At 55.8% G+C, this 17,970-nt stretch carries 18 protein-coding genes; 10 read left to right on the top strand and 8 right to left on the bottom strand.

The features are described from left to right. The first annotated feature begins 15 nt into the window (after window positions 1-15). Together AB8B75_RS00820 and AB8B75_RS00815 are read left to right on the top strand one after the other, a co-directional pair. On the top strand, window positions 16-1,227 hold the full coding sequence (locus tag AB8B75_RS00820; protein ID WP_405359073.1) for an efflux RND transporter periplasmic adaptor subunit: 1,212 nt from the start codon (window positions 16-18) through the stop codon (window positions 1,225-1,227). Beyond that, window positions 1,224-2,870 carry a PHA/PHB synthase family protein gene (locus AB8B75_RS00815; protein WP_405359072.1) on the top strand — a complete coding sequence of 549 codons (1,647 nt, stop codon included), beginning with the start codon at window positions 1,224-1,226 and terminating at the stop codon, window positions 2,868-2,870. Before AB8B75_RS00820 ends, AB8B75_RS00815 begins: the two co-directional genes overlap by 4 nt. Window positions 2,871-2,879: 9 nt before the next feature. Here AB8B75_RS00815 and AB8B75_RS00810 read toward each other — a convergent pair whose 3' ends face one another. Beyond that, window positions 2,880-3,218: a phasin family protein gene (locus AB8B75_RS00810; protein WP_405359070.1), complete on the bottom strand. Its 339-nt coding sequence runs from the start codon at window positions 3,216-3,218 to the stop codon at window positions 2,880-2,882. A 129-nt stretch (window positions 3,219-3,347) separates the two neighbouring features. Between AB8B75_RS00810 and AB8B75_RS00805 the strand changes: the two genes are divergently transcribed. Further along, window positions 3,348-5,948, top strand: a complete 2,601-nt coding sequence (locus AB8B75_RS00805) for a cation-translocating P-type ATPase (protein ID WP_405359068.1) — start codon at window positions 3,348-3,350, stop codon at window positions 5,946-5,948. Here AB8B75_RS00805 and AB8B75_RS00800 read toward each other — a convergent pair. Further along, the gene (locus AB8B75_RS00800) at window positions 5,913-6,950 is read right to left on the bottom strand and encodes a sodium:calcium antiporter (protein WP_405359066.1); all 1,038 of its coding nucleotides are present in this window, start codon (window positions 6,948-6,950) and stop codon (window positions 5,913-5,915) included. The two genes, AB8B75_RS00805 and AB8B75_RS00800, sit on opposite strands and share 36 nt — an antisense overlap. An 81-nt stretch (window positions 6,951-7,031) precedes the next feature. Here AB8B75_RS00800 and AB8B75_RS00795 point away from each other — a divergent pair, with 81 nt between their 5' ends. Both AB8B75_RS00795 and AB8B75_RS00790 read left to right on the top strand, forming a co-directional pair. After that, the gene (locus AB8B75_RS00795) at window positions 7,032-7,748 is read left to right on the top strand and encodes a VIT1/CCC1 transporter family protein (RefSeq protein ID WP_405359065.1); all 717 of its coding nucleotides are present in this window, start codon (window positions 7,032-7,034) and stop codon (window positions 7,746-7,748) included. Between the two features lie 69 nt (window positions 7,749-7,817). Further along, entirely contained in the window at window positions 7,818-8,948 is a 1,131-nt protein-coding gene (locus AB8B75_RS00790; RefSeq protein WP_405359063.1) for a site-2 protease family protein, read from the top strand. Window positions 8,949-9,028: 80 nt separating this feature from the next. On the opposite strand, the gene AB8B75_RS00785 is transcribed toward AB8B75_RS00790, so the two are convergent. After that, complete coding sequence (locus tag AB8B75_RS00785; RefSeq protein ID WP_405359061.1) at window positions 9,029-9,475, bottom strand: universal stress protein; 447 nt, start codon at window positions 9,473-9,475, stop codon at window positions 9,029-9,031. Window positions 9,476-9,510: 35 nt separating this feature from the next. Further along, a complete protein-coding gene (locus AB8B75_RS00780) occupies window positions 9,511-10,104 on the bottom strand; it encodes a host attachment protein (protein WP_405359059.1) in 594 nt (197 codons plus the stop codon). Here AB8B75_RS00780 and AB8B75_RS00775 point away from each other — a divergent pair. Then, complete coding sequence (locus tag AB8B75_RS00775; RefSeq protein WP_405359058.1) at window positions 10,076-11,626, top strand: PAS domain S-box protein; 1,551 nt, start codon at window positions 10,076-10,078, stop codon at window positions 11,624-11,626. The two genes, AB8B75_RS00780 and AB8B75_RS00775, sit on opposite strands and share 29 nt — an antisense overlap. Here AB8B75_RS00775 and AB8B75_RS00770 read toward each other — a convergent pair. After that, on the bottom strand, window positions 11,593-12,348 hold the full coding sequence (locus tag AB8B75_RS00770) for a response regulator (RefSeq protein ID WP_405359056.1): 756 nt from the start codon (window positions 12,346-12,348) through the stop codon (window positions 11,593-11,595). The genes AB8B75_RS00775 and AB8B75_RS00770 overlap by 34 nt on opposite strands. A 165-nt stretch (window positions 12,349-12,513) precedes the next feature. Here AB8B75_RS00770 and AB8B75_RS00765 point away from each other — a divergent pair, with 165 nt between their 5' ends. Continuing rightward, window positions 12,514-13,188 (top strand): helix-turn-helix domain-containing protein, encoded by a 675-nt coding sequence (locus AB8B75_RS00765; protein WP_405359054.1) that lies wholly within the window; start codon window positions 12,514-12,516, stop codon window positions 13,186-13,188. Between the two features lie 63 nt (window positions 13,189-13,251). Here AB8B75_RS00765 and AB8B75_RS00760 read toward each other — a convergent pair whose 3' ends face one another. Both AB8B75_RS00760 and AB8B75_RS00755 read right to left on the bottom strand, forming a co-directional pair. Then, window positions 13,252-13,683, bottom strand: coding sequence for a DUF2267 domain-containing protein (locus AB8B75_RS00760; RefSeq protein ID WP_405359052.1), 432 nt, complete (start codon window positions 13,681-13,683; stop codon window positions 13,252-13,254). Window positions 13,684-13,704: 21 nt separating this feature from the next. Continuing rightward, window positions 13,705-14,886 (bottom strand): hypothetical protein, encoded by a 1,182-nt coding sequence (locus AB8B75_RS00755; RefSeq protein WP_405359051.1) that lies wholly within the window; start codon window positions 14,884-14,886, stop codon window positions 13,705-13,707. A gap of 149 nt (window positions 14,887-15,035) precedes the next feature. On the opposite strand from AB8B75_RS00755, the gene AB8B75_RS00750 reads away from it, so the two are divergent. Further along, window positions 15,036-15,521, top strand: a complete 486-nt coding sequence (locus tag AB8B75_RS00750; RefSeq protein ID WP_405359050.1) for an Hsp20/alpha crystallin family protein — start codon at window positions 15,036-15,038, stop codon at window positions 15,519-15,521. 58 nt (window positions 15,522-15,579) lie between these two features. Beyond that, window positions 15,580-16,419: a universal stress protein gene (locus AB8B75_RS00745; RefSeq protein WP_405359049.1), complete on the top strand. Its 840-nt coding sequence runs from the start codon at window positions 15,580-15,582 to the stop codon at window positions 16,417-16,419. Window positions 16,420-16,650: 231 nt separating this feature from the next. Here AB8B75_RS00745 and AB8B75_RS00740 read toward each other — a convergent pair whose 3' ends face one another. Next, window positions 16,651-16,893, bottom strand: coding sequence for a hypothetical protein (locus AB8B75_RS00740; protein ID WP_405359048.1), 243 nt, complete (start codon window positions 16,891-16,893; stop codon window positions 16,651-16,653). A 91-nt stretch (window positions 16,894-16,984) separates the two neighbouring features. Between AB8B75_RS00740 and AB8B75_RS00735 the strand changes: the two genes are divergently transcribed. After that, a complete protein-coding gene (locus AB8B75_RS00735) occupies window positions 16,985-17,638 on the top strand; it encodes a hypothetical protein (RefSeq protein WP_405359047.1) in 654 nt (217 codons plus the stop codon). The last annotated feature ends 332 nt before the right edge of the window (window positions 17,639-17,970 follow it).

The following is a 17,970-nucleotide window of genomic DNA, read 5'->3' as shown; positions in this document are numbered from 1 at the left end:
CAAGGGAGTGACCCAATGTTCTATTCCGCCCGCATTTTGGTTCTGATCGGTTTGGGGGTCACCCTTGTGGCCGGGTTGTCTTACGTCAGTTTTCGCGAGGATCCTGTACCGGTCGATCTTGCTACCGTCACCCGTGGCCCACTTGAAGTGACGATAAACGCGGACTGTCAAAGTCAGGTACGGGATCTCTTTGAAGTCGCCTCACCAATTTCGGGCACGGCTCTGCGTTCGCCTGTATCTGAGGGCGATGTGGTGCGCGCGGGCGAAACAGTTGTTGCCATCGTGCAACCGGCTTCATCCGGCTTGCTGGACGCATTGGCGCAGCTTCAGGGTGAAACTGACTTACAAGAGACAATGGCCACTAAACTCGTGGCCGAGACCGATCTGAAACAAGCTGAGGAAATGGCCCATTTTGCCCAGTCGCAATTTGATCGAACGCAGGCTCTGGTCACCCGCGGTGTCGCCTCGATCACACGGTTGGAAGACGACACACAGCGTCTTGCTTTCGCGAATGCGACGATCGAGGCCGCTCGGGCACGCATTGAAGTGGCAGACGGGGCCATCGAACGCGCCCGCGAGACACTGCTACAGGCCGAAAACGCGGATGTATCAGCGAATGGGTGCTGCGTTGAGGTCAGGGCCCCCAGTGATGGTGTTGTGTTGTCGGTTGCAGCGGTCAGCAAACGGCCAGTGACCATCGGCACCCCGTTGGTCAGCACCGGTGATCCCAATGAACTTGAACTGGTAACCGATATTCTATCAAACGACGCGGTGCGGCTCAGCCTCGGCGCGTTGGCCTATTTTGAATGTTGGGGCGGTACGGAGGTTCTTGAGGCCATGTTGGACAGGATTGACCCCAAGGCCCGCACCAAGATCTCAGCACTGGGGATCGAAGAACAGCGGGTCGATGCGTATTTCGATCTGACAACGCCCGCTGACAAACCGCCCAATCTGGGCGACGGATTTTCTGTCTTTCTGCGGATTGTCGAATGGCGCACCGATGATGCCCTTCAGATCCCGCTTAGCATTGCATTCCGGTCTGACGATGGCCGGGCGGTCTTTGTGGCCATCGACGGGTTGGCCGAGAGGCGTGCTGTGACACTGGGGCGACGCAATGACCGAATGGTCGAGCTGCTGAGCGGTCTGGAATTCGAAGAGCGGGTTGTGACGCATCCAAGCGACGATATCGCCACTGGCGTTTCCTTGGTGGAAAGGGATGCATTATGAGTATGAAACGTAAATCTTCGCGCGGCCTTGATGCCCAATGGCACGCAGCTTTGGGACAGGTGACCGGCGGTCTTTCCCCGGCGGCCCTTGCGACGGCCTATCTTGACTGGTGGCTGCACATGATTGGATCGCCGGAAAAACAGGCGGAGCTGATACGGCTTTCTTTGAAGCTGTCAGAACAGGAGGATCAGAAAGATCCTCGGTTTGCAGATCCAGCTTGGCAGAAATACCCATACAATTTCCTGTCGCAGAGCTTTCTAGCCGCAGAAAATTGGTGGAACGCCGCGACGACAGATGTGCACGGCGTTGATCCGAAACATGCCAAGATCGTCAATTTCGCAACACGTCAGTGGCTTGATATGTTTTCACCCGCAAACTTTGCGGCAACCAATCCGCTGGTCCAAAAACGAACGCAAGAAGAAGGGGGCCAGAACCTGTGGCGGGGTTCGCGATACTGGATGGAAGATTTCAATCGTCTGCTCGCCAAAGCACCGCGCACGTCAGGCAAGTATGTGGTTGGCAACGATCTGGCTGCGACACCAGGCGATGTCGTGATGCGGAATGATTTGGTGGAGGTGATCCGATACCGACCGACGACCGCGAAGGTGCATCCCGAGCCCATCCTGATCGTACCTGCGTGGATCATGAAGTTCTATATTCTAGACCTGACAGCGCAGCACTCTATGGTTGCCTACCTGCGGGATCAGGGGTTTGAGGTTTTCATTCTGTCTTGGAAAAATCCGGATGAAGCTGACGCCGATCTGTCGATGCAGGACTATATTGACCAAGGTGTCCGGGCCGCAATCTGTCAGGTGAAAAAAATGGGCCACCCCCGGTTGCACACGGCGGGATATTGTCTGGGCGGCACTCTTTTATCAATAGTAGCTGCTGCGATGGCACGCGATGGGGATGACAGCCTTGCCAGCATCAGTCTGTTGGCCGCTCAAGTGGATTTTTCCGAACCGGGTGAGTTGGGGCTATTCATCAACGAAAGTCAGGTTGCATTTCTTGAAGATATCATGGCGACACACGGCTATCTCAAGGCCGATCAGATGGCCGGTGCGTTTCAATTGCTACGTTCGAATGATCTGATCTGGAGCCGCGTAATCCGCCATTATCTTTTGGGCGAACGGACCCCGGATAATCCGCTGATGGCGTGGAATGCGGATGCGACACGCATGCCTGCGCGTATGCACACTGAATACCTGCGCCAGTTGTTTTTGAAGAACGATCTGGCAAAGGGGCGGTTCGGGGTCGATGGCAAGGCCGTGGCGTTGAGCGACATCAGAGCTGACATTTATTGTGTTGCAACTGAGACAGATCATGTGTCGCCGTGGAAATCAGTGTACCGGCTGGCCCTGTTGACCGATACAGACGTCACTTTTGTCCTGACCAATGGCGGCCACAACGGCGGAATTCTGTCTGAGCCGGAACACAAAGGGCGACACTTCCGGTCCGCGCACAAGAACGAAGGCGATGCGCACATGACCGCACCCAAATGGTTTGACGCGCATGCTGCCCAGGATGGCTCATGGTGGCCACATTGGGCCACTTGGTTAAAAGATCATAGCAATCCCCAAACGAAAACCGCGACCCCCAAAAAATCTTTGGGAGCCGCGCCCGGCAGCTACGTTTTTGGGTAAATTTGGGTCTCAGTTCTCTTTTACTGCAAAAGCCTTGGTACTCATCTCAACCAGTTTGCCGGTTTCGGCCTGATACTGGTCCATCGCCTTTTGAATGAATTGCACTTGGATGTGCTGCAGGTCGGCGACATTCTTGCAATGCAGGATTTCGTGCTGCGTTTTCACGTCCTCTTTGATCCGTTCAGCAACAAAATGGGCGACTTCTGCACTCATATCACTGACAGCTTCAATCCAGGCTGTTCCCATGCCCATCATACTGCCGAGTCCGGCCTCCTGAAGCTGGGTAATCGCACTCAACGGTGCCTCGCTTGTCGGTGCTTTTTCTTCTCGTGGTGATTTGTTTGCCATCGTCAGTCCTCCGGTGAGTGTTCAGATGGTGTGATCTTACTACACGCATGCCGCCACCTTTTGACATGGCTCAATCAGCCTCCCCTTTACTGCGGATACTTCCATCAAATCAGACGCAAAGGATGCATGATGGGTGATGAGGGTCTTCAAACCGGTCTGACGGAGGTCGAGGTGCGCGCCGCCCGCCAGATACACGGCTGGAACGAGCTACCCACTGTGAAGCAAACCAGCCCCTTGCGCGTGCTGCTCCGGCAATTCTCCAGTTTTCTGGTGCTGATCCTGATCGTCGCTGCCGCTGTCGCCCTTGCACTGGGAGAACGGGTGGACGCGTTGACCATCGGGTTGGTGGTCATCTTGAATGCAGGCCTTGGGTTCGTGCAGGAATGGAAAGCTGAAACCGCGCTCAACGCGTTGCGCGACATGCTCTCCCCCCAAGCGATGGTCCTGCGCGATGGTCGAGAGCGGGTCATCGCGGCCAGAGACATCGTGCCTGGTGACATTCTGATTCTCACACCGGGGACCAAGATAGCGGCGGATGCCAAACTGCTCCGCGCAGCAGATTTTTCGGTCGATGAAAGTGTCTTGACCGGCGAGTCTGTTCCAGTGGCGAAGGGGGATGCTGACGAAAGCAACGCCGTATTTGCAGGAACCTCAGTCACTGCTGGCCGGGCCGAAGCGCAAGCCACGGCAACTGGTGGCGCAACCGAGTTCGGTAAGATCGCGCATCTCACAGGGTCCGTTGGGACAAAAACGACCAACCTCCAAGTTAAGCTGGGGCATCTGGCCCGCCAGCTCGGCATCGCCGCTCTTTTGGTTGCTGCCGGGGTTTCGGGCCTTGGTATTTGGTTAGGGCGCGACCTGACTGAGATGGTGATGACGGGCCTGTCCTTGTCTGTCGCGATGGTCCCTGAAGGCTTGCCCGCTGTTGTGACTATCACCTTGGCACTAGGCGCGACCGCAATGGTACGCCAGAACGCATTGGCGCGGCGGTTGCAGGCCGTTGAAACGCTCGGTGCCGCGTCGGTGATCTGCACTGACAAAACCGGCACGCTGACCGAGAACAAGATGACCGCAACACAAATCTGGACTTTAGACCGCGACTACAATGTGACCGGTACCGGCTACGACCCGGTCGGCCATATCGAGTGGAATGGCGCACGTATTCGTGCAGCGGATGACTCGGTGCTCGGCGCACTCCTGAAAACCGGGCTCTATTGCAGCCATGCGCATCTGAACTGCGAAGGCGACGATTGGCAGATGGTTGGCGCGCCGACCGAAGGGGCGCTGGTCACGCTGGGCTACAAAGGGTGGTGCGACCTGCCCCACGAACGCAACCTACTGGCAGAACTACCTTTCAGCAGTGCACGCAAGCGGATGTCAGTGTTGTACCAGTCAGGTACCCGCGTTGAGGTATTGACCAAAGGCGCACCGGAACGTGTGCTTGAGGTCTGTACCCATGTGATGACGCAATCAGGTGCAAGTCCCCTTACCGAGGAGGACCGCACAAGCATTGAGCAAGCCTATTCACAAATGGCGGAAAAGGGCCTGCGCGTCATGGGCTTTGCGCAACGTAGCGCGCCCGATCACCAGATCGTCGAAGATGGCATGATGTTTCTTGGCCTCGTTGGTTTGATTGATCCCCCGCGCGAAGAGGTCCGCGGTGCTATCGCAATGGCCAAGTCGGCGGGTATTCGCGTGGTGATGATCACTGGCGACAGCCCCATTACAGCCAAGGCCATTGCAGGGCAGCTTTCCCTTGACATCAAGAAACATCTGACAGGCGACGCGCTGGATGAACTTGACGACAATCGATTAAGCGATGTCTTACGCGGTGATGTCCTTTTTGCGCGTACTAGGCCGGAACAGAAAATGCGCATTGTCTCTGCCCTGCAAGCGCAGGGACAGATCGTCGCGATGACTGGCGATGGGGTGAATGACGCGCCTGCCCTGAAACAGGCCGACATTGGCGTGTCCATGGGGATCAGGGGAACCGATGTGGCGCGCGATGCGTCGGATCTGGTTCTGCTGGACGACAACTTTGCCACGATTGTCCGCGCAATTGGCGAGGGGCGAAGACAATTTGCAAACGTCCAAAAATTTGTGCGCTACTTGCTGTCTTCGAATGCAGGAGAGGTGATTGCGCTTGTCATCAACATCGCCATCGGCGGGCCACTGGTTTTCCTCGCGACACAGATTTTGTGGATGAACCTTGTGACGGATGGGGTCACCGCAGTCGCGCTGGGGCTGGAGAAGTCAGAACCCGATCAGATGCAGCAACGCCCCCGCCAAAAGAATACACCCATTCTGGGTGCTCGCGGGATCGTGACTATCGTTCTGCTGGGCACGTACACCGGGCTGTCGAGCCTTTGGATCTTTTTCCACCTGATGGATTTGGGTGTGGACCTCGCGCGCACCACGGCCTTCACAGCTATGATCGTCTTTGAGAAGGTCAGCGTCTTTGCCTTCCGCTCATTGCACCTGACCACCTCGCGGATCGGGTGGTTCAGCAATCCATTTCTGCTTGCAGCGCTTGCAATCACGCTAGGTGCGCAGGTCCTCGCCGTCTATTGGCCACCATTGCAGGTACTGCTGCATACTGTCCCGATAGGGGTTGATGAATGGGTGTTGATCGGTGCCTTCGCGCTGCCGATTATTTTTGTGCCGGAGATGCTCAAAGCAATCAGGCCGGTGGTGTTACCGTGCAAAGTAGTAGGCCGCGAGGCTGCCTAGGAAGGTTATCAACACCAGAATGGAGTCCAACCCAAGGTCCCGAAACCGGGGTTTGCGGCGCACGATCAATCCCGTGAGATAGATGGCCGTGACCAGCAACCCGAAGCCAAGGGCCAGACTGACAGTGCGCGAGGTATCTTGCAGGATTGGCCCCGCGCGAAACAGGACGTCTGCCGGGAAGACCAGCACAAGCATGATCAAATTACTGCCAAAGATGTTCGAGATCGCCATGGTGTAGGCCCCGATCCGCACAGCGGCGATGCTTGTGGTCAGTTCAGGTAGGGAAGTCGCGGCAGCCAGCAGCGTCACGCCAATGAACCCGGAGCCAAGCCCCGATTGATCGGCAATCCGTTCCGCAAAAATCACCAGCAGCAGCCCAAAGAGCAGAATGGCAAGACAGGCCGCAACTGCCTGCCAGATCAGGGCAGCGTTTCCGGCCTTGCCCAGACCCGTAGGCGCAGGAAAGGCCAGCGGATCGGGATCGGGCAGGTCAACGGGCACCCAATCGCTGCTGTCATCATACCGCCTGAGCAACCAAATCGCGCCGCCGTAGATCACCGCGATGACGACACTGCCCAAACCAACGCCAGCGACCACGAACGTCTCACCCAGACTGGTGATGATCAGCGCCACGGAAAGCAAAAGAACCAGCAACGTGGCTTCAAGCGCGTGGTTGGCTTTACGCGGGTAATTGGTAATCGGCCCCCTCGCCCAGAAATCGGACATCGCGAGGATCGCGGTTTGCAGCGCGATGCCGCCAAACAGATTGTTCAACACCAGATCCCCCGCTTGCTGTACGGCGGCGGTGAGCGTGGTTGCAACCTCGGGTAAGGACGTTGCCAGGGAGAGCAGCAGCAATCCGACCAGCGATTTGGCAAGCTTGAACCGATCCGCCAATGCATCAGCTAGATACGCCAGCCGCGCACCCGCAATCCAGACGCAAGTCGCGCAGGTGGCGAAGACCAGCAGACTTTGAACGAGCGTTGTTGCGGGAATAAGCATTTCTTACGGTTAGAAAGGTTTCGCCCGATACACTTGATCTTGCTCAATTGCGCCGCGCAATGGCTCCCCTATTCTGCGAGAATGATCAAAGAACACGGACACAGCCCACAAGAAATCACTGATCGTCTTTCTCAAGGCAAGAAATACAGCCCACTGAAGGACATGATTTATGGCGGTATCGACGGCGCTGTGACCACCTTTGCCATTGTCGCAGGGGTCGAGGGCGCAGGGCTGTCACACAGCATTATTGTGGCCCTGGGGCTGGCCAATATTCTGGCCGACGGGTTTTCCATGGCGGCGAGCAATTATTCCGGGACCAAGGCCGAACTTGATGACCGCAAGCGCATCGCCCAGATCGAGGAAGCCCACATAGCGCACCACCCCGAAGGCGAGCGGGAAGAGCTACGCCAAATCCTTGCGTTGCGCGGACTTTCTGGCACCGTTTTAGACCAAGCAACGAATGCCATTGCGCAGAGCAAGGAGAAATGGATTGGTATGATGCTGACCGATGAATATGGCCTGGCGCGAGATGATCCTCATCCCACGCGCGCGGCATTGGCGACATTTATAGCCTTCTTAATGGCAGGTGCAGTGCCGCTGATCCCATTCGTCTTTGGCCTGCCGAATCCCTTTACCTTGTCGGTCTATGCAACGCTCTTGACGTTCTTTCTGATTGGAGCAGGCAAGAGCAGGTGGTCGTTATCTCCGTGGTGGCGCTCGGGCATAGAAACTCTGGTCATCGGCGGGATGGCAGCGCTTCTTGCATATGGCGTAGGGGGATTGTTCCACCCCGGATGATTGTTTTTGAGCGATGTCAATCTTATGCAACTGCGCCTCGATAGGATCACCGCAAGGATGGACCCCATTATGTTCACAAACGCTGTAAAACTATTATCGGTCAACAAGTTCGACATCAAAGTCGATCCCAGTTGGCTCATCATAGCAGCCCTCGTTACCTGGAGCTTATCACAACAGTTCTTCCCGGACGCTCTGCCCGGACAGTCCCCGCAGAGCTATTTGGCGATGGCAATCATTGCCATGCTGGGGCTTTTTGCATCCTTATTGCTCCATGAATTAGCGCATTCGGTCGTTGCCCGCCATCTGGGCGTGCCGATCAAGTCCATCACCCTGTTTCTGTTTGGCGGTGTGGCTGAGCTTGAAGCCGAACCAAAATCCGGACTGACCGAGTTTTGGATCGCCATCGCAGGTCCGTTGATGTCGCTGACGCTGGCGCTTGGGTTTTGGAGCCTGTCAGGTGCGGCCACCCTGACGGGCTTGGCACCTGCTGTTACTTCTGTTCTGTCCTATCTGGCGTTGATCAATCTGGTGCTGGCGCTGTTCAATATGGTCCCCGCCTTCCCGCTCGATGGCGGTCGTGTGTTGCGCGCCTACCTGTGGCACCGGTCTGGCGATGTGCTGGCGGCGACACGCACCGCAGCACGGTCAGGCACATTCTTTGCTTACTTCCTGATGGCGCTTGGGGTGACAGCCTTGTTTCAAGGTGCGATTGTTGCGGGCCTCTGGCAGATCATGATCGGTGGCTTTGTCCTGATGGCGGCGCGTGCCGCTTACACAAACCAACTCACAAAATCCGTATTCGATGGGCACAAGGTGGCTGGGCTGATGACACGTGACCCGATCACCGCACAGCCAGAGATGACCTTGGCCGCTTTCGTCAACCAGATCATGCTAAAGCGCAATGTCACCTTTGTTCCGGTGACAGAAGGTTCGGTGCTTCTAGGCCATATCGACCGCACTGTTCTCTCCGGTATTGACCGCGAGAATTGGGCGAGCACTCAGGTCGGTGACGTATTTGTTGGCCTGCACGACGCTGTCATGGTCGCTCCTGACACCCTTCTGCCAGCTCTCATGGAGAGGATTAGGAAAACCGGACAGCGCAAGTTCATGGTTGTCTCGGGCCATCAACTGCAAGGGGTGATTACCTTGTCTGACCTTGCCGCTTACCTGAATCAAAGTGTGCAATCGCCGGCCAAATAGAAAGACCGGCTCGAACTGAACTCGGGCCGGCTGAAACTGTCGTTGAGGAGAGGATTCGTTAGTCCGTGAAATAGCTTAGATCATACGATGGACAGGCACGCGCATTTTGCCAGATGATTGATGCGTTGCGTGGTGCTGCCAAGGACCAGACTGGACAAACCACTCAATCCACGACGCCCGGTAATGATCAGGTCCGCATCAATCTCATCGGCATGCTGCAAGATCTCAGTGGCGGCATCACCATGTGGCATATGCGTCTTGATATCCTTAAAGAACATATCGGCCGCGATGATCAGGGCTTCATCGAGCACATGCTGTCCAGCCTTTTCGATTTCATCAAAACTGGGTTTGGTAATCGCTGCGTGATAGCCGGACATCGCACCAACAACGAATGCCGCTGTTTCGGCATGTGGCACATGAACCAGTGTCACGGTACCGCCATAGTGCTTTCCAAGATCGAACGCGGTCCGCGCGCCTTTCTTGGCTTTGTCCGAGCCATCAAGGCCAACTATGATTTGTCTAAACATACATTCTTCCTTTTCCATTGACCCACACTCTGGGTCTACACAGCGATCAGTTCGCCAAGATGGGTTTCAATGTCACCGATTGATTGGGCTGACAGATCTTTGGGGATCTCGCCGATCAGAACGGCCGACAGTGGCCCTTTAAGATGTGCCCGCAGCAATCCCATCATGTGTGGACCTGCGATGAGTACGAACCGATCAAACCTCTTGCGGCGGCAAGCCTCTGACAGCCCGTCAATAACTTCTTTTGCAAAACGATTTTCGGCCATTTCCTTTGGTGATTTCTGCGCCACGGCTGAAACACCTGGCCCACCTATACTGTGGCCAACTCCGGCTTTGTCGCGCGGCATTGGTATCTCCGGCGCGTGCCTACTTTGGTCACCCACAGCCGTCAAACCGTTGCCCGGTCCCATATGCGCGTAGACGTTTGCGACACGCGCATTCGCCAGAACAACCCACGTCACGATTGGTTTCATTGAGGCCTCCTTGCACCTGATGTCCTCAGATGTGCCAGACCAGAACGAGGGGCGGTTGATGCACATCAATTCCGCCTTGCGCGCAAGGCGCAGCATTTGGCAGAGTCGGGCAAAGAGGAAACCTGCCATGGTCAATACAGCAACAGACAGCGCCATTTTGCACGCCATCATGGAAGCGGCCGTAGATGCCATGGTCGTATCGGACCAAACAGGAAAAATACTCCGCGCGAATGCTGCCGCTGCGCGCATGTTCCAGTTTGATGTAGATGAGATGCTGGGCCAAAGCGTCAACATGCTGATGCCCGAGGCTTTAGCCGTGCTGCACGACGGATTCATGGCACATCACATCAAAACCGGCGAAAAGCGGATCATCGATATTGGCCGCGATGTCGAGGGACAGCGCAAGGATGGGACTGTCTTTCCGCTGCATCTGTCCGTTGGGCATAGTGAGGTCGAGGGAAGGCGCATCTTTATTGGTATCCTGCATGACCTCACCAACCGCAAGGCGACAGAAGAAGCATTGGCGCGCTCGCAGCGGCTGGATGCCATTGGAAAAATGACAGGCGGCATCGCGCATGACTTCAACAACCTGCTGACCGTGATCGTCGGCAATCTTGAACTGCTGGAGATGCGTGGTGCTGACGACCGCCAAATGCCGCTGATCAAAGACGCGCTTGAATCCGCTGAAATGGGCGCAGACCTGACGACACGGCTGATGGTGTTTGCGCGGCGCAGCAACCTTAAACCTGTGAGATCAGACTTGCGGGAGGTCTGTGCGAATACACTGTCGCTGCTCAAACGCACGATTGGCGCAACCTACCGTATCAAAACCGACTTTGCCGCTGAACTTGATCCGGTCATGATAGACCCGGTTCAACTGCAATCCGCCTTGATGAACCTAGCGCTGAACGCACGTGACGCGATGGGCACGGGTGGCGAACTGCTGGTCTCTATCGCCAATGTGACGATTGACGACAACTATATGGCACAGGAAACAGATATCGAGCCGGGCGACTATGTGCGGTTGTCTGTCGGCGACGATGGCGCAGGCATGAGCCTTGAGGCGCAGCGTCGAGCGTTTGAGCCGTTCTTTACCACCAAAGCCGAGAGCGGCGGCACCGGGCTAGGGTTGGCGATGGTTTACGGTTTCGTGCGGCAGTCCGGCGGCCACGTCACGCTCTACAGCGAGTTGGGTCTGGGTACGAGTTTCGGTCTCTATTTTCCGGCAGTGGGGCATGTAACCGAGGCGGACGGCGTGCTCCCGACAGGCGTGAAACGACAAGAACCACCACGCGGCAAAGGCGAGACAATCCTCATTGTCGAGGACAACGAAAAGGTGCGAAAACTGTCGATCGAACGCATTCGCGATCTCGGCTTTGCAACACTGCACGCCGAGAGTGGTGACCGGGCTTATGAGATGCTCAAAGACGGCGCAGAGGTTGATCTGGTTTTTTCAGATTTGGTGATGCCGGGCACGTTGAACGGGTATGAACTGGCGGCGAAAATCACGGCTGAGTTTCCAGCGCTCAAAGTCTTGCTAACCTCAGGCTATGCGAGTGATGTGATTACCGGTGAGATGGCGCATGACGTTCATTTTGACATCCTGCACAAGCCCTACCGTCAATCGGAACTGGCGCAGCGGCTTCAGGCGCTCTTGGCCGATACTGCTGACGGCTGAATGAGCTTAACGTCACTCGCAAAGGTATAGCCGATTCCCCGCACCGTCTTGATGAGTTTGGGGCTTGAGGGATCGCGCTCGATCTTCTTGCGAAGGCGGGCGACTTGATTGTCGATGGTGCGGTCCAGCGGGCTCCATTCGACGCCTCCAGTTAGATCCATCAGCTGATCGCGTGACAGAACCCGCTTGGGACTGTTCAAAAACACGCTCAGTAGCTTAAAATCACCGCTGGTCAGATCGCAAGGCATGTTCTCCCGGTCGATAAGCTCAAGACGATCGGGAAATGCTGTCATACCGTCAAAACTGAAATGCACGCTGCCTTCAGCCACATTGGCCTCAGCAGTTGGCGCAGGCACACCAGACCTACGCAATACACTTCGGATACGCGCAACAACCTCACGCACATGGAATGGTTTGGTGATGTAGTCATCCGCCCCGACCTCAAGCCCAACGACACGGTCAATCACATCGTCTTTGCCCGTCACCATGATGATCGGCACTTGCGAAACGGTTCGGATCTGGCGGGCGATATCTATGCCATTGTCTGCACCCAGGTGCAGATCCAGTGTGACAAGTCTCGGCGGTGTATCCGCAATCACCTGCATCACCTGAGCGGCTGTTTCCGCCTCAACCACGCGAGCGCCTTCATCCTCCAGCACATTGCGCAAAAGGCTCCTGATCTTCTGATCGTCCTCAACAACAAGGATCGTCTGATCTTTCATCGGAATCTCACATGGTTGGCTGATGACTTGTACGAGTTGTTCAAACGGGAGTCACACCCAAGACCCCGCCTGTTACAAAACGATACAAAAATCAGCATCTGCACAATAATTCAAATTACACATGCAGATCAAGGTGACCTCAACTTAACGCGGAGGTCTGCCCAAATGTATGTCACGATTCCCAACGAATGCGCCATTGAAACTTCCACCGCACTTCTTGCCAGCGCGACACCTAAAACCGCGGAAGCGCGCCTGAAACCCGGCGCATACTTGTACTTTGAGGGTGATGAGGTCGAATGGCTTTATCAGGTCACAAGCGGCGTATTGCGACTGACCCGGCTTCTGGCGGATGGCCGCCGACAAGTCATTGCATTCGGCTATCCCGGCGACATCGTCGGCTTTCCAGCCAATGATCTGCACCACACTGATTGCGAGGCGTTGACAGACGTACGCTTGCAGCCCTTCCGCCGGTCCCATCTGGAAAACGGCGATGGCGATCCTGAACTGCACTGCGCCCTGCTACAGGCCGCATTGCGTGAAATCAGCGGGATGCAGGATCATTTCATGATGCTCGGGCGCAAGTCAGCGACGGAGAAGCTCGCCTCGTTCCTTTGTGTGCTCTCTGACCGTGTTGGCGAAGAACTGGGTGCCTACCGCCAAATCACCCTCCCCATGAGCCGCTCGGACATCGCCGACTTTCTGGGTCTCACCACAGAAACCGTCAGCCGCACATTCACGCAATTACGCAAGAGCGGGATCATCGCGATCGACAATATCCATACGATCATTGTTCAACGCCCGACCGCATTGCTAAGTCTTGCTGAAGGGGGCAACGATTGATTTGATTGGCTCTCCCCAAACGTAAAGCGAAAGCCACGCATAACCTACGTGGCTTTCAGCGTTTCAAGGGGCGGGCCACAAATCGCGCAAGTCTTGCGGCAGGTTGGCACGGACGTCTTCAACTTCGCCCCGGCTGATCCTCGCGTTGAGCAGATCAAACACGCATTTGATATCATCCTGGCCACGATACTCTGCCGTGTCACCCATCTGATGCCTTAAGTAAGCGATGAAATCCCCCCCGTGCCTTTCTTTGATCGGGGTGTCTTTGGGCACCCAGCCCTCAAAGAAGAACCCCCGGATCATCACCGGCAGTTGCGCCGACAGCTGCGCCACCTCATCAACCAGAAGGTGATCGCGGATACGGTGCAAGATCACGCGCATGAGCCGGAGGGCGGAACGCTTCGATGACCAGTCCAGCCGTCCTGCCAACTCGTTAATCCATTCATGCGTCAGATGGACACTCTGGTCGATGACTTCCAATCCTTGTGCGGTCATGGCGTTTCTCCTGTTGTTAGATCAGTCTTCGATTGGTTTCATGTCGACATCGAGAACCACGTCGGGGGTTCCAATGAGTGACTGGAAAAGGGCCCGGGTCATCGCCCCAATACCAAACAGCACCAGCGTGTAGTTCGCGACCCAGCCAACAAATGGAATGAAGTTCAACAGGGCGATAAAGGTGATCGCGCCGGCAAGGATTGCGAGCCGCGCGAGATTACTTGGATCATCCGCACCGCCCAGTCCCGTCCAAAGACGCATCGCGACACTGTAGGCGCCCAAGGCATATCCAAGAACCCAGGCCACCACGATGGCAAGAATTGCGATGGGGACGAAGGGCAAACCAATGATGGTGAGCGCCGTTACCAATACTAGGCCAAAGAGCATCGACAGGCCAATCACGCCCAGCATGAAAGTCTGACCTGGAGTCGCAGCGATGCTACGGCGCATGCGGGCCAGCCGCTTGGGCATGAACCCCAGCATCAGCGCGCCCAGAGCAAGGAAGAACAGCAACGACACGATGAACCCGAACATCATTGAAGCGAAAGTTGGCAGCGCAGGCATTTCCTTGGTGACGTCCTGCCATTCCTCAAAGATCTGTCCGCCCGAAACCTTTTCGAATGTCACCCGGTCTTCGGATGCCACGCGCACCGGCACCTTGATCTTTTCGTTGGTGCTGTAGGTCAGCGTGCCGGAAACCACCGCTTCTGGACCGAAAGAAAGCGTCTGCGACACGACACGCACATCCCCTGTGATCGGCGCATTCAGTATAACGTCGCGGCCAATGACCGACAAAGCACCGGCGACAGATCCTTCGACGGAGACAGAATTACCCATCAGTCGCGCATTGCCAGCAGTTTTTGCAGTGCTTGCGGTGCGAGCAGAAAAGGCCATGACTGACAGGTCCTCGGCGATAGTGCCCCGGATCACAACGGTCGCACCCATTGCGTAAAGATCTTCGGCTACATTTACGTCAACAGACACGTCGAACCCGGAAACATGCATATCGCCCAATGCAGCACCCTTCACGCGCGCGGACCGTGCAGCAACAAAGGTATCCCCTTTGGTATCAATCGACTGGCTGATCAGCCCACCCCCAAAGAACGTGTCATCACCATTCCGCGTCGAAACTTGGTCAGCAAAAGCTGCGTGTGACAAAATCGCGAACGCAATCGCGTTGAATATCTTGGAAAACACAGACATCATTGGCCCCTTGTTTGAGAACTTTGTTTCCCTGATGACCTACGCCAAGCCCTGATGAATCGATTGATCGGGATCAATTGCTGCTTGCTGCATCCTGATATTCAGCCTGGGACACACTCGGTGTCGGCTGCATTGAAAGGAGACCAAAGATGTCACGTCAAACGCTTCCCCAAACTAACCGATCCGTCGGAGAACCTGCGCTTTTCCCGTCGCTTCAAAAGGAAATGAACCGTCTGTTTGATCAGTTCAAATCCAACTTTCCGATGCTGGATGATGAAGACCAATCCTTCTTTGCCGGCCCGACCTTCCCCGCCATCGACGTGGTTGAAACTGACGACTCAATCGACGTCAGCGCAGAAGTACCCGGCGTCAAAGAAGATGATCTGGATGTCACCGTTTCGGGCGAGGTGTTGGTTCTGAAAGGCGAGAAAAGCGCGGATCACGAGGAAAAAGAAGACGGTTATCATCGGATTGAGCGCCGATATGGCAGCTTCCGCCGTCAGATCCCTCTCGGCTTTGCACCTGACGATGGTGCGGTGAAAGCGGATTTTGCTGATGGTGTCCTCAAACTCGGCATCGCCAAACCCTCAGCAGCCAAGGCCGCAGTTCAAAAAATCAAAATCAAAAAAGCCTGACAGATGTCGGGGTGCTGCGATGCGCCCCGGCGCAGACCACGTTCAAAGGAATAGACTAATGGCCCCAAAGACCATTCTGGTATGCCTCACCACTCCCGATCATGCGGATACACTTCTCAAAGTAGCGGTGCCCCTGGCACGCAAGCACGATGCGCATTTGATTGGGTTGCACACCGTTGAAGCGCTTATCGTCTATCCCGGCATCGCAATGCATATCCCGGACACAGCCTTTGCATCCTTCAATGAGAGCCAGAAGGAAGAAGCCGAAGCGATCAAAGCTGTGTTTGAAAAGCATACTGGTCCCGAAGACTTCGTGAGCGAATTCCGTCTGGTCCGGGCTGAGGCACAATCGGCCAGCGAACGCATGATCGAAAGCGCGCGGGCGGCCGATCTGGTGATCATGGCGCATGAGGATAAGAACAGCGACCGCTACGATCAACGCCATGCCCAGACCCAGGTGATCCGCGAAAGCGGGCGGCCTGTGATTGTGGTGCCGCTGGAATACGACGGACCTGAAATCGGTGCCAACATCCTGCTGGGGTGGAGCGATACGCGTGAAGCAGCGCGCGCGGCGCATGACATGCTGGGCCTTGCAGATGAGGGTGCCACGCTGACAGTTCTGCGTGTTGGCAAGGCCCCTCAGGACGCGTTCAAAGACTCTGACGCTATTGATATGGCGGAAATGTACGCGCGCCACGGCCTGAAGCCAACGTTGGAACACCGTGATCCAATGGGCGACAGCATCGCAGATGTATTGCAGAACGTCGCTTTTGAAAAAGGCGCGGACCTGATCGTCACCGGTGCCTTTGGACATTCGCGCGCCTATGACTTTGTGCTGGGGGCCACGACCTATGCCTTATTGCAGGGCCAGAAACTGCCAGTCCTGTTCAGTAAGTAGCAGCGGGAACCGAAATGTCGGACCTAATCGGCAGATGGTCCGACGCCCACCCGTGCAAGCGGGCTTTGATCAACGCCCGCGTGGCGCAACGTGAAACCATGTGAGAGAGCAAAACGATCAATTGCTGCGATCGGGCGCCGCGCGTGAGACGACCTTCCGGGGCTATGCGTCGCAAACCGGGCCTCTAAATACTCATACCCAGGCAAGTCCTGTCGGTTGACGCCCAAAACACTAAGGCCTTTGCGCGCCAAAATGGCGTTGCCATGCCAACCAATTTTCACGGCGTTGGAGGAAAACACTGATCAGTTCAAAGTCCGTCTCAGCTTCGATCATCTTGCGCGGCAAAGCTGAGGGGCGTGGTCCCAGCCGTTTGTCAGCCCCTTGCAGCACAACGATATCTGCATTCAAACCATTGATGACCTGCAACGTGCGTTCTGGCCGCCGTTTCTGGTCAAGACCCCGGGACTTACGCATGTTACAACTTACAATGCGTATCTGAGTTTCCTGCATACAAAGCATATATGATCAGCCACGCTCGATTTTTACACTAACCAAAAGTTCATCTGTGAAACTGATCCGAGACACCAGTGCGATAATGTTGATCATATGGACGATGCTCCTGAGCACGGCTGTGATCTCACTTGGCCTTTCGCGCTGGTCACTGGCCTTTGTCAGCTTCGCAACGCTTGCCTTGTCTCTGTTGCCGCCCCTGCTTGCCGCGCGCTGGTCTCTACGATTGCCGTTGCCATTCCTGCTGTTCACGACACTGTTTTTCTTTGCGTCCATCTTTCTAGGAGAAGCATTTGATTTTTACGAACGCTTGTGGTGGTGGGACATCGCTCTGCATGGGCTTTCGGCAGTGGGTTTTGGCCTGACAGGGTTTCTATTCGTCTTCATGCTGTTCGAAGGCGACCGCTTTGCGGCACCGCCCTCGGCCATTGCATTCATCAGTTTTTGTGTCGCCATGACCGTCGGCGCCATCTGGGAGGTTTTCGAGTTTGCGATGGACCTCTCATTCGGGCTCAATATGCAGAAATCTGGCCTGGACGACACGATGGGCGATCTGATCGTTGACGCGTTGGGCGGGCTGATCGCCAGCATAACCGGATACTTTTACCTGCGCCGCAATTCGGCAGGGCTGCTGGGACGCGGGCTGGGTCAGTTCATCGAAATGAACCAACGCCTTTACCGGAAATACAAACAACGCGTAAAGAAATAGCACAAGTCTTGCTGCCGGATTGAGCAATTTCAATTGGGCCCACCAAGTTTGCTCCATGACCGTGGCAACCGCATCCATCAAGGATGGCATTTCTGATGGTCATGCCGCCACACTACGGCTCCGATCCGAAACCAGACAAAGCAAGCCGCTTTCCAAGCGCTTAGACAATCCTCTTTGGCCTTGTCATCGCAATGGCCGCGCTGACGTGGATCATCCCCGCGGGTCAATATGAACGCGCACCGAATGCGGCGCTGGCCAAAGACGTACCCGTCCCCGGTTCCTACGCCCCGGTTGAGGCCACACCGCAAGGGTTTTTGACGTACTGCTGGCCC

Source organism: Roseobacter sp., from assembly GCF_045106495.1.
Classification (GTDB): domain Bacteria; phylum Pseudomonadota; class Alphaproteobacteria; order Rhodobacterales; family Rhodobacteraceae; genus Roseobacter.
The sequence above is the reverse complement of the archived record's forward strand: the minus strand, read 5'-3'. Positions and strand labels throughout refer to the sequence as shown.

What these genes read in the sequence shown, in the direction of transcription:
- AB8B75_RS00790 (WP_405359063.1), top strand. Translation starts at nt 7,818, where the DNA reads ATGTTCACAAACGCTGTAAAACTATTATCGGTCAACAAGTTCGACATC.
- AB8B75_RS00785 (WP_405359061.1), bottom strand. Translation starts at nt 9,475, where the DNA reads ATGTTTAGACAAATCATAGTTGGCCTTGATGGCTCGGACAAAGCCAAG.
- AB8B75_RS00755 (WP_405359051.1), bottom strand. Translation starts at nt 14,886, where the DNA reads ATGTCTGTGTTTTCCAAGATATTCAACGCGATTGCGTTCGCGATTTTG.
- AB8B75_RS00780 (WP_405359059.1), bottom strand. Translation starts at nt 10,104, where the DNA reads ATGGCGCTGTCTGTTGCTGTATTGACCATGGCAGGTTTCCTCTTTGCC.
- AB8B75_RS00760 (WP_405359052.1), bottom strand. Translation starts at nt 13,683, where the DNA reads ATGACCGCACAAGGATTGGAAGTCATCGACCAGAGTGTCCATCTGACG.
- AB8B75_RS00775 (WP_405359058.1), top strand. Translation starts at nt 10,076, where the DNA reads ATGGTCAATACAGCAACAGACAGCGCCATTTTGCACGCCATCATGGAA.
- AB8B75_RS00820 (WP_405359073.1), top strand. Translation starts at nt 16, where the DNA reads ATGTTCTATTCCGCCCGCATTTTGGTTCTGATCGGTTTGGGGGTCACC.
- AB8B75_RS00750 (WP_405359050.1), top strand. Translation starts at nt 15,036, where the DNA reads ATGTCACGTCAAACGCTTCCCCAAACTAACCGATCCGTCGGAGAACCT.
- AB8B75_RS00740 (WP_405359048.1), bottom strand. Translation starts at nt 16,893, where the DNA reads ATGCGTAAGTCCCGGGGTCTTGACCAGAAACGGCGGCCAGAACGCACG.
- AB8B75_RS00770 (WP_405359056.1), bottom strand. Translation starts at nt 12,348, where the DNA reads ATGAAAGATCAGACGATCCTTGTTGTTGAGGACGATCAGAAGATCAGG.
- AB8B75_RS00745 (WP_405359049.1), top strand. Translation starts at nt 15,580, where the DNA reads ATGGCCCCAAAGACCATTCTGGTATGCCTCACCACTCCCGATCATGCG.
- AB8B75_RS00800 (WP_405359066.1), bottom strand. Translation starts at nt 6,950, where the DNA reads ATGCTTATTCCCGCAACAACGCTCGTTCAAAGTCTGCTGGTCTTCGCC.
- AB8B75_RS00805 (WP_405359068.1), top strand. Translation starts at nt 3,348, where the DNA reads ATGGGTGATGAGGGTCTTCAAACCGGTCTGACGGAGGTCGAGGTGCGC.
- AB8B75_RS00810 (WP_405359070.1), bottom strand. Translation starts at nt 3,218, where the DNA reads ATGGCAAACAAATCACCACGAGAAGAAAAAGCACCGACAAGCGAGGCA.
- AB8B75_RS00765 (WP_405359054.1), top strand. Translation starts at nt 12,514, where the DNA reads ATGTATGTCACGATTCCCAACGAATGCGCCATTGAAACTTCCACCGCA.
- AB8B75_RS00815 (WP_405359072.1), top strand. Translation starts at nt 1,224, where the DNA reads ATGAGTATGAAACGTAAATCTTCGCGCGGCCTTGATGCCCAATGGCAC.
- AB8B75_RS00795 (WP_405359065.1), top strand. Translation starts at nt 7,032, where the DNA reads ATGATCAAAGAACACGGACACAGCCCACAAGAAATCACTGATCGTCTT.